We start from the raw sequence: 10595 nt of genomic DNA, 5'->3' as shown, positions 1-10595 counted from the left end.
CGTGGGCTGCTGGTCATCGGCTCCTGCGTCATACTGACCGCGACCGGATGCGCCTTTCACGGCCTGAACTCGCTACCGCTGCCCGGTGCGGTGGGACGCGGCCCGGGGGCGAGCATCTACCACGTCGAGATCGCGAATGTCGTCAGGCTGGAGTCGAATTCGCCGGTGATGATCGACGACGTCGTAGTCGGCAGCGTCGGCAATATGACGGTGAAGGGCTGGCACGCCGACGTTGAAGTGTCGGTGAAGCCCGATGTCGTGGTACCGGCCAACGCGGTGGCCACGGTCGGGCAGACCAGTCTGCTGGGATCCATGCATGTGCAGCTCAATCCCCCGCTCGGCGAGGCGCCGCGCGGGCGGCTCGAGCCTGGTGCCACGATCCCGCTGGACCAGTCGTCGACCTACCCGTCCACGGAGCAGACCCTGGCATTGCTGTCGGTCGTGATCAATTCCGGCGGGCTCGCGCAGATCGGCGACATCATCCACAACGTCAACGCCGCGTTGTCCGGGCGCGAAGGGCAGATCCGGGATCTGCTGACTCGCCTGGACACCTTCGTCGGCACGCTGGACCAACAGCGCGACAACATCGTCGCCTCCATCCAGGGCTTGAACCGGCTGGCCGGCACGTTCGCCGCACAGCGCGACGTCATCACGCAGGCGCTGCGCAAGATACCGCCCGCGCTGGAGGTGCTGATCAGAGAGCGGCCACGCATCACGGAGGCACTCGACAAGCTGCGCGTCTTCGGCGACACCGCCACCGGGCTTGTCAACGACACCCAGGCCGACCTGGTAAAAAACCTGCAGAACCTGGAGCCGACGATCCGTGCGCTGGCAGACGTCGGACCGGATCTCGACACCGCCATCGCGTACGCGCTTACCCCGTTCCCCTACAGCCAAAACCTGATCGACCGAGGCGTCAAAGGGGACTACCTGAACCTGTACGCCGTGGCCGATTTGACGGTTCCCCGACTCAAGCGAACACTCTTCCTGGGCACCCGCTGGGGTCAACTGCATGCGCCGCTGGTGCCGGCGCCGGGGGAACCGTTTTATCAGCAGTACACCTACGATCCGCTCGCAGTTGGCGTGCCGCCCCCGCCGCCCGGCGGTCCCCCGCCTGACGGGGCGCCGCCTGCCGCTACGACGCCGCCGCCACCCACTGCGGGCGCTGCGCCGACCGGCGCGTTGCCGCCACTGGCTCCACTGGACACCGGGGGCGGCTGATGCTGACGCGTTTCGTCAAGGTCCAGCTGACGATCTTCACGATCGTGGGGACCATCGGTGTGCTCGTGATGATCTTCGTCTACATGCAGGTGCCGACCCTGCTGGGCGTCGGCCGGATGACCGTCACATTGCAACTGCCCGCCGCCGGTGGCCTGTACCGGTTCAGCAATGTCACCTACCGGGGCGTGCAGGTCGGCGAGGTCACCAGGCTGAAGCTCACGCCCAACGACGCGCAGGCGACGCTCTCCCTTGGCACGTCGCCCAAGATCCCGGCGAACCTACAAGCGGAGGTGCGCAGCGTCTCCGCAGTAGGCGAACAGTACGTGGATCTAAGGCCGCGCACCGACTCGCCGCCCTACCTTCACGACGGCTCGGTCATCGCCATGCGGGACACCACCATCCCGCAACCGGTGGGGCCGATGCTGGACCGGGTCAGCGCGCTGATCGGCAGCATTCCGCAGGACAAGCTCAGCGCCTTGCTCGATGAGTCGTTCAAGGGCTTCAACGGGGCCGGCTACGACCTCGGGTCGCTGCTCGACTCGGCGGCCACGGTCTCCGGCGACCTCAAACCCGTCGCCGGTCGCACCCGGACCCTTTTCGAGGACCTCGGGCCGCTTCTGGACTCACAAGAGCAGACCACCGACGCGATCAGGACCTGGGCCCGCAGCCTCGCCGGGGTCACCGGGCAGCTGGTGACGAACGACCCGCAGGTGCGTACCTTGCTCCAAACCGGGCCCGGGTTCGCCCAAGAGGTCTCGCGTCTGCTCAACCAGGTCAAACCCACGCTGCCGGTGTTGCTCGCCAACCTCACCACCATCGGCCAGGTCGCCGTGACCTACAACGCGTCGCTGGAGCAACTACTGATGCTGTTACCGCCGTCTATTTCGAGTACTCAGTCATATTCCAGTACCAGCAACCCAACCGGTCTTCCCATCGGCGAGTTCGCTCTCACGTTGGGTGATCCGCCGGGGTGTTCGGTCGGCTTCCTGCCGCCGTCGCAGTGGCGATCTCCGGCCGATACCACCACGATCGACACGCCCGACGGGCTCTACTGCAAATTGCCGCAGGATTCACCCGTCGTGGTGCGCGGCGCGCGGAACTACCCCTGCATGGGGCAGCCCGGCAAGCGTGCGCCGACCGTCCAAATCTGCGAAAGCGACAAGCCGTACGAACCGTTGGCCATGAGGCAACATGCGCTCGGTCCCTACCCGCTGGATCCGAACCTCATCGCGCAGGGCATCCCGCCCGACGACCGCGTCACCTTTGGTGACCATGAATATGCCCCGGTGGAAGGAACGCCTATGGGACCGCCTCCGGGGCCGGGGACGCCGCTGGGCGCACCTCCCGCGCCGCAAGCACCCCCGCCGCCGGGACCACAGGGATCACCTCCGGCGCCAGAAGCACCCGGAAGCGCCGAAAGTGTTCCACCGCCGACGGCCACCGTGCCGCCACCGCCGGACGGTGCCGCGGGTCCCCCGCCACCGCCGGCGCCGGCGCCGGCGCCGGCGAACGGTCCGCCGCCGCCGACCGATATGCAAAGCGGCGTGCCGCCGGCGGCTCCGAGTTCGTTCGAGGTCGGCGGGTCTGGACCCGGACCATCGGTCACCGTCGCCCACTACGACCCGCGCACCGGTCAGTATTTCGGTCCGGACGGCCAAATCTATCGGCAGACAAACCTGGTTACGTCGGGGCCGCCCAAGACGTGGCAGGACCTGCTGGCCAAATAGCCCCGAGCATCGGGCAGGCGTGGCGCCCACGTTCGTGAGGAATTGAACCCGTCACGCGATCTTGACCAGCTTGAACGGCATCCGTACGGTAAGCCACTGATTCCTGCCGCAGGCGCCGCTCGGGCCGGTCGTCTTGTCCTCGCCGATCAAAGTTGTCGAGCCCAGAGAAGTCTGGCCGCCGCTCGCATCCGCTGAATAGAATCTATAAACCTGAGCCCCGGTGTACGCGGTGCCGTCGGCACACGGCTCCCAGTTCGGGATATCTCGCTTGACGGTCCACTCTACGTTCGACCTGCGCAGGTCGGCGCTCCACCCCGCGTCGCTGGTGACCCGTCCGGCGCAGTCCTGCGGAGTTGTACACGTCGAGGTGATGGTCCATGTGCTCCTGACGGTCGCCTCGTCGTGATAGCTGTCGTTCGTTTGGGCCCACTCGCCGTTCGAAGTGGCCAGGTATGTCCCGTTCAGGGCACCATCATCGGTTGCGGTTGCTGACGATGCTGTGCCCAGGCCGCCGACTACGGCGGCAGCCAACAGAGTTGGCCCCGCTATCGCACCGACCGAGCGCATTACCTGGTCCTCAAAACGCTCCGGTGTCGACGAGGTTCATCCTGCAATTACCCTTGTCGTGGTAGCAGCATCCTCAGGGTTGGAGAATAACACCGTCGCCGTCGACCCAGCACCGGTTCGAGCACCAGCTACCGAAACGTTCTCGGGGTCGTCAACGGGATCGTCGTCGACTGTCACTAGACGAACTCGACTTTCGATATCTTCAGTTGGCCGCCGTCCCTCTTGAGGGTGATGCTGATTCGCCACGACCCCGGATCCCGCTTTGTGTGTTCAGAATCTGTCAGATCGGATTTCGCTGCGACAAGCACAACCGCCGAGTCGTCGGTCATGGATTCGACAGCCACCGCATCGACGTTGACCCTTGTGCTGGCCTTTGACTGCTCCATCGTCCTGGTCAAATCGTCTGCGGTCGCTTGCAAGTCCTCCTTGAAATTACCCGTGGAGTTGTCGATGACACGCTGCACGTATTCCCTGGCCTTATCGGGATCAACCGACATCAGCGTCACGACGCTTTGCCGGGCCGCGGCGGAGAACTCTGCGGCGAGGTGTCGTTCCCGCAAGACGGTCCGGTGGTGCCAAACCATATAGCCACTCGCCCCGAGCGATGCGCAAATGAGCACGATGGCGGCGCCGACAGCCACGGCTTTCCATCGCGGGCGACGCAGCCCCGCTTGTTCGAGCGAAGCCGGCGCTTCGCCCGTTGGCTCCGAGGACGGTTGTCCGCCATCGGAATCGGTGACCTCCCGCGGGGCATCACCGTGGTGGGCGGCGAGCGCCTCGGATGGACGCTTCCGCGACGGCATGACGGCCTCCTTGTCGCTTCATATCGTGGCAGAGGGAGAGCTCTGCGTTGCGCTCCCTGACCTACAAACGCGACAGCGTGAACGGGTATGTGTAGGTCCCGGCTGGCGCACCATCGCAGCCCGTTGCGAATGAGGAGTCCAGGGAACCAGCCAGCGTCGCGGCATCCCATGAGTAGACGTCGTGCGTGGGAATGACGGGGCCATAGTAGATGTCACCGCAGCGCAGACCATCTGGAACATCGACGGTCAATGTGTACCGGCCATTGGCGAGCCACACATCCCCTTGGTAGTTGAACGCCTTCGCTATGGGTCTGGCTATAGCGAGCACGTGGACACATCCCTCAGGCGATTTGAGCGAGCCACCGCATGGACTCATAGCCCACACCCAGGTGTGGAAGTCGTACCTGCCCTCGATCTGGAGTTCGTAGTTGCCAAGCGACTCGGCTCGGGCAACCGGCGCGACCGCGACCGCAGCCACCGTGAGCGCAACGCCGAGTGTCAGCGTCTTCACGCTCCCCTCCGCTCGCCAACGAACCCATCGATCGGCCAAATATATGCTGCGTTGCCGCGGAATTGCGCTGAATTCTCAGGTCGCCGCGATTTCTCCCGATAACCCTCTCCCCGGCGCGGGCAGAACATCAGCCCCGGGCGAGCTGGGCCGGTTTCCGGCCCGGTTCCAACGCGGTCGAGCTGGCCTGCCCTGGCGCGGCCAACCGCACCACTTAACCCGTAGAGAACAGTTACCGGGCAGAAAACCACGTGAACTGATCCTGGCCCCGCTACCATCAGGCAAGCCGCAGTCCGCGAACAGGGGTAGCCGTGAGCGAGACCGACATCGACGGTGTGGAAATCCCAAAATGGGACCCTGGCATGACCAAGATCGCGGTTGGTCTGCTCCGGCCGATCGTTAAGCGGTATTACCGCTCAGAGGTTCATGGCCTCGAGAACATTCCGCCCGGGGGGTGTCTCCTCGTGTCGAACCACTCCGGCGGCGAATTCGCGATGGATTGGCAGGTGTTCGTTGTCGACTTCTACGACAAGTTCGGTTACGACCGGCCGATCTACTCCTTAGCCCACGACGCCATATTCCACGGCCCGCAAGGTGACCTGTTGCTGCGCCTCGGCGTCATCCACGCCGCCCCCGGCAACGCCGAGAAGGCGCTGGCGGCCGGCCACTTAGTCCTCGTCTTCCCAGGCGGTGACTACGACGTCTACCGGCCGAGCCGGTCTGAGAACGTCATCGACTTCGGCGGCCACACCGGATACGCCCGCACGGCCATCGCGGCTCGAGTTCCAATCTTGCCGGTGGTGTCCATCGGCGGCCAGGAGAACGAGATTTACCTGTCTCGCGGCACCCGGCTGCTGCACGCACTTCGGTTGAACAAGCTGTGGCACAAAGTGACCCGAACCGACGTCATGCCGATCACCTTCGGTTTCCCGTTCGGGCTCAACTTCGTGGTATCGGTTAACGTGCCGTTGCCGACCAAGATCGTGACCCAGTTGCTCCCGCCTATCGACATCGCCGGAGAGTTCAATGATCATCCCGACGTCGATGGCGTCGACAAGTATGTGCGTCAAGTGATGCAAGAGGCGCTCGACGAACTGGCCGCCAAGCGCCGCTTCCCGATACTGGGCTGACTGCGTCGACCGAACCCCGCCCGGTTGAGGCACACTCGGTGCGCCCACCGCGTCTCGCCCGTGCACCTTGAGCACAGCGGGATTCGAGCGCCAGCCGAGGCGGTAGCGTGACGGCTATGCCGCGTACAGTCAGCTGGTCAGCCGAATCCCCGTTCGGATGCGAACAATTTCATTCGGCGTTGCGCGATGAGGATTATTGGCTGGCGCGGCTGGGTCAATACGACGTCGGCACTGACATCCCGGATTCGCCGATCGTAGAGGGCGACGGCACCGTGACCGTGGCCACCACGCTTAGCGTTTTTGGTGATCGGCTGCCCAAGATGGTCACCCAGTTGCGCCGCGGCGATGTGAAAATGGTGCGCCACGAGAAGTGGACTCCGGTTGAAGGTGGCCCGGTTCGCGGCCAGACCAGCACTACGGCGCCGGGCGTGCCGCTATCGGTGCTCACCGAGGCTCTGCTAACGCCGGCTCGAGACGGTTCAAGGTTGGAGTACACCACGACGGTGGAGATCAGAGTCCCTTTTATCGGCGGCAAGATCGAGAGCCACATCGGCAGCAAGGTGCCCGAGCATATCGCCGAGACGCACCGCTTCACGATGGCGTGGATCAACGGGAATGCCTGACTCCGGCGGGGGAACTCGCGGCCCGTGGGCCACGTCGCCCCTTCGCGAGTTGTGGCGCAGCAATACCCGCAAAGACGTCCGCAACACGCTGCAAGCAGTACCGGGGCGATGGGAACTAGGGTGAGGCTGCGGCAGCGCCGCCCGCTCGTGCGTGCGGCAGTCGAGTTGGTTCATGCGCTCAACGCATTTCGGCCACTCGGACGCAAGGGCTACGCCACCTTCCTGGCTTTCTGGTTCGGCTGGCGTACCACCGAGGTGCCCCACCTGTTCATGACCGCCTCGATGATCGACGCCGTACGCCGCGCACGCCGCGGCGACTTCACCGGTCGCCGCGGCCAGGCCGCGCTGGCCCTGACCGCCGCGAGCTGGGCCATCCTGGCGGCGATTTACCGGCGCGGCGTGGCCTCACGCCCAGAATGGCTCGACGCGCTAGGCGAGGAACTCGGCGTTGATTACACCGACTTACTGGCGACCCTTCCGGTCACACCTTCCCAGAGGCGGCCCAGCGCGGTGCATACCACACTGATGCGCCGCCGCTACGTCGAGAAGGACTCCGTTGTGCGCTACGGACCTTACAGCCGGGCCAACCTGGCCGACGTATGGCGCCGCGTTGACCTGCCGCGCGACGGGAAAGCGCCTGTGGTGGTGCAGGTGCCGGGCGGCGGGTGGGTGATCGGTTGGCGCCGCCCCCAGGCCTACCCGCTGATGGGCCACCTGGCCGACCGCGGCTGGATCTGCGTGTCGCTGAACTACCGCGTCAGCCCGCTGCACACCTGGCCTGACCACATCATCGACGTCAAGCGCGCACTGGCATGGGTGAAGGAGAACATCGCATCGTTCGGCGGCGACCCCGACTTCGTCGCGATCACCGGTGGCTCAGCCGGCGGCCATCTGGCTGCACTCGCCGCGTTGACCCCGGACGACCCGCGGTTTCAGCCCGGATTCGAAGATTCCGACACGTCGGTGGTGGCGGCTATCTCGATGTACGGCCGCTACGACTGGGTCAGCACCCACGGAGACGGCCGCCGGGAGTTCATCGCGTTCCTGGAGAAATTTGTGGTGAAGAAGCCCTTCCGCCAGCACCAGGACATCTACGTCGACGCATCACCGATCCGGCGGGTGAGGCCTGACGCGCCGCCGTTTTTCGTGGCGCACGGCCGGGATGATTCGATCATCCCGGTCGGCGAAGCGCGCGAGTTCGTCGCCGCGCTGCGCGCCGTCTCGAAATCCCCCGTCGTTTACGCGGAGTTGCGAAACGCGCAGCACGGCTTTGACTTCATGGGCTCGGCGCGCGCACATTACGCCGCTGACGCGGTCGCTCGGTTCCTGTCCTCGGTGTACGCGACGAAACGATAGCTTGCCAACGATAGCAGGGGCGGCCGCGCTGTCGTCGGCAGTCAGCCCACCGGAAAGTGGCCGACGTTGGCCCTGAGGTGCGAAAGGAAGAGCCGTGGCGACAGATAGGGCCGAAGGTCTCCTCGGCTAGGGACCCACCGGAGTCGGGCGCTCCTGCCAGTTGCAGCCAGTCAGCTCGGCGGAGAGGTCCCACAACCGACGCGCCATGGCTGCGTCGCGGGCCTTCTTACGTGGTGTTGTCACCTTGGGCTTGCCACGAAATTTGAATGTGGGTGCGAGATAGGTTCCGCTGGGCAGCTCCGTCGTGACCGCCTGGATGCTGGCCCGCGCCGCGCTGGCAGCGGTCTGCGCCAGGAACGGCAGCGCGCGGTGCTCGGCCGACCAGCGCAGCACACCGGTGCTGTACCGGGCGATGTTGGTATCTGCGCCACCGGGATCGCACGCATAGGCTCGGATGCCTCGCCTCGCCAACTCGTTGACGAAGAGCATGATGGCCAGCTTGGACTCCGCATAAGCAGCCCACATCGCGTACTCGCGGGTGTGCCAGTTCAGATCATCGAGGTGGATCTGGCCGAAGACGTACGCCGCGCTGCTCACTGCGACAACCCGGTCCTTGATCTTGTCCCCGAGCAGGCACGTCAAGGCAAAATGGCCGAGGTAATTGATGCCCATGTGCGCCTCGAAACCATCAGTGGTGCGGGTCAGCGGCAGACCTAGCACGCCGGCGTTGTTAACCAGTACGTCAACGCTTTTAACGGAGTCGGCGAACTTTCGCACACTGGGCAGCTCGGCGAGATCGAGGTGACCCACTTTGACGTCGCCCGCCATTTCTGCGGCGGCCTGCTCGGCCTTCGGGATCGTCCGGCAAGCAATTACCACGCTGTGACCGGCGGCGGCCAGCGCCGCAGCGGTCGCTTTGCCGACGCCGCTGTCACCGCCAGTAACGATGACCCGCATCAGACGACTACCCGGTCCGTGATAGCTCCGACGCCGACGCTAGGGATCGGGAGTGGTAGCACGGTCATGGGCGGCGTGTCCGCGTGTACATCACGACAGCAGCTTATTGGAACGCGCACTCCTAGTTAGGGCGGAACTCCCGCACTGCAATGAACACTGGGGGCTCGCAGTGGGCCAGCGTCCGCCCGCGAAACCAGGCCCACGACGTTTCACGGTGCTCCAGGGAACTCCAGGGAAGTTGTGGCTGCGCGTGGGCCGCTGGCAGTAAGGCCGTCAGCGCCGGGTGGCAACGGGTGGCGGCGCGGGTTATCTGTTCGACATGTAGTGCTGTTGTGCTCGCCAAACGAGGGCCAAAGACCCTCCGTGGCGCACATTAAGAGGGGGCACACTCGGGGCGTGGGTCCGAGCGGTCGTGACCACCAGGCCACGGGGCACATGCAACTAGACATGTCCAACCCGATCGCCGGCGCGGTCACTATTCGGGCGGCGTCAAGGCGATACCGCCGTCTGGAGGTTGCACTCGGCGCGGAAGATCAACTGCGACGAACCCGGCGGCATGCCCTGATCCCCGCCGTGATTGACGAAATCGCCACGCGCATGGGCTGAGTCGGCATGGAAGGGAGGAAGCAATGACCACGAACGTCGGGCTGGACCCGGACAGCCTGGACATGATGCTGTCCTCGTTGGACGACTTCATCGCCGAGACCCTCCCGGACCAGCGCCGACTCGACCTCGACCGCGAAGACGTCTGTCCAGAAGAGACCATCCGCGCGATGTGCGGCGACGAGCTTGGCGTGCACCTGGTGTTCATCCCCGAGGAGTACGGCGGCCTGGGCGGCGGCGCATTCGACTCCTACCGGGTATGCGAAAGGCTCGCCCGCGTCGATATCGGCGTCGCGACCTCGGTCTTCGCGACGTTCCTCGGTACCGACCCGATCCTGGTCGGCGCGACATCAGAGCAGCGCAAGGAATGGCTCGGGCGCATCGCCGAAGAGGGCATCCTGTTCGCCTACGGCGCCACCGAGCCCGAGGCGGGCAGCGACCTGGGCGCCATGACGACGACAGCCACCCCGGTCGAGACCGACGGCGAGGTGACCGCATACCGGCTCAACGGGCGCAAGCAGTGGATCAGCAACGGCTCCATCGCCGATGTCTACTCCGTTCTGGCACTGGCCCCCGGCGGCCCGTCCTGGTTCATCGTGGAGAAGGGCACCGCCGGCTTCTCAACGGGGCCACCAGAAGACAAGCACGGTATCCGCCTGTCCAACACCGCCGCGCTGTTCCTCGACGACGTGGTGGTGCCGGCGGAGAACCTGATCGGCCGGGAAGAAGGCCACGGTCTCCTTCAGGCCCAGCAGGTCTTCGGATACACCAGGGTGATGGTCGCTGCGTTCGGCTTGGGCGGCGGCTGGGAGGCCCTGGACCGGGCGATCGCCTACTCGCAGACCCGCGTGCAGGGCGGTGCTCCGCTGTCGGCCAAGCAGGGCTTCACCCACAAGCTGATCGTGCCGCACGCGGTGCGGCTAGAGGCGGCGCGGGCGTTTCTGGAGGACACCGCGACACGCATCGACGCTGGTGAGGGCGCTGGCGGCGCGCTGAACACCGAAGGGGCAATCGCGAAGTACATGGCCACCGAGGCCGGCAACGCCGCTGCGGAGGCAGCGATCCAGGCCCACGGCGGCTACGGCTACACCCGGCCCTAC

Annotated in this window: 11 protein-coding genes; 7 read left to right on the top strand and 4 right to left on the bottom strand. The window is 65.4% G+C overall.

The annotated features are described in order from the left end of the window. Positions 1-6 precede the first annotated feature (6 nt). Together VKI00_RS16200 and VKI00_RS16195 are read left to right on the top strand one after the other, a co-directional pair. Complete coding sequence (locus VKI00_RS16200) at positions 7-1221, top strand: MCE family protein (protein WP_324439127.1); 1215 nt, start codon at positions 7-9, stop codon at positions 1219-1221. Then, positions 1221-2948: an MlaD family protein gene (locus VKI00_RS16195; protein ID WP_324439064.1), complete on the top strand. Its 1728-nt coding sequence runs from the start codon at positions 1221-1223 to the stop codon at positions 2946-2948. The genes VKI00_RS16200 and VKI00_RS16195 overlap by 1 nt, the downstream gene beginning before the upstream one ends. A gap of 51 nt (positions 2949-2999) precedes the next feature. Here the strand turns inward: VKI00_RS16195 and VKI00_RS16190 are convergent, their stop codons facing one another. The 3 genes from VKI00_RS16190 to VKI00_RS16180 all read right to left on the bottom strand — a co-directional run bounded on the left by VKI00_RS16190 (position 3000) and on the right by VKI00_RS16180 (position 4796). Next, entirely contained in the window at positions 3000-3515 is a 516-nt protein-coding gene (locus VKI00_RS16190; protein ID WP_324439063.1) for a hypothetical protein, read from the bottom strand. A 176-nt stretch (positions 3516-3691) separates the two neighbouring features. Beyond that, positions 3692-4318: a hypothetical protein gene (locus tag VKI00_RS16185; protein WP_324439061.1), complete on the bottom strand. Its 627-nt coding sequence runs from the start codon at positions 4316-4318 to the stop codon at positions 3692-3694. Positions 4319-4379: 61 nt separating this feature from the next. Then, a complete protein-coding gene (locus VKI00_RS16180; protein ID WP_324439125.1) occupies positions 4380-4796 on the bottom strand; it encodes a hypothetical protein in 417 nt (138 codons plus the stop codon). 341 nt (positions 4797-5137) lie between these two features. Here VKI00_RS16180 and VKI00_RS16175 point away from each other — a divergent pair, with 341 nt between their 5' ends. The 3 genes from VKI00_RS16175 (at position 5138) to VKI00_RS16165 (ending at position 7935) form a co-directional block, all read left to right on the top strand. Beyond that, entirely contained in the window at positions 5138-5956 is an 819-nt protein-coding gene (locus VKI00_RS16175; RefSeq protein WP_414687218.1) for a lysophospholipid acyltransferase family protein, read from the top strand. A 116-nt stretch (positions 5957-6072) separates the two neighbouring features. Then, on the top strand, positions 6073-6579 hold the full coding sequence (locus tag VKI00_RS16170; RefSeq protein WP_324439059.1) for a DUF2505 domain-containing protein: 507 nt from the start codon (positions 6073-6075) through the stop codon (positions 6577-6579). A gap of 108 nt (positions 6580-6687) precedes the next feature. Then, positions 6688-7935, top strand: coding sequence for an alpha/beta hydrolase (locus VKI00_RS16165; protein ID WP_324439057.1), 1248 nt, complete (start codon positions 6688-6690; stop codon positions 7933-7935). A gap of 126 nt (positions 7936-8061) precedes the next feature. Here VKI00_RS16165 and VKI00_RS16160 read toward each other — a convergent pair whose 3' ends face one another. Continuing rightward, complete coding sequence (locus tag VKI00_RS16160; protein WP_324439055.1) at positions 8062-8892, bottom strand: SDR family NAD(P)-dependent oxidoreductase; 831 nt, start codon at positions 8890-8892, stop codon at positions 8062-8064. Between the two features lie 447 nt (positions 8893-9339). Here VKI00_RS16160 and VKI00_RS16155 point away from each other — a divergent pair, with 447 nt between their 5' ends. Together VKI00_RS16155 and VKI00_RS16150 are read left to right on the top strand one after the other, a co-directional pair. Next, positions 9340-9498, top strand: coding sequence for a hypothetical protein (locus tag VKI00_RS16155; RefSeq protein ID WP_324439053.1), 159 nt, complete (start codon positions 9340-9342; stop codon positions 9496-9498). 23 nt (positions 9499-9521) lie between these two features. Continuing rightward, positions 9522-10595 (top strand): acyl-CoA dehydrogenase family protein (locus VKI00_RS16150; RefSeq protein ID WP_324439051.1); only part of this gene is annotated, 1074 nt, incomplete at its 3' end.

Source organism: Mycobacterium sp. (assembly GCF_035314665.1).
Classification (GTDB): domain Bacteria; phylum Actinomycetota; class Actinomycetes; order Mycobacteriales; family Mycobacteriaceae; genus Mycobacterium.
Note: the sequence above shows the minus strand (reverse complement) of the source record. Positions and strands in the feature narration are given on the sequence as shown.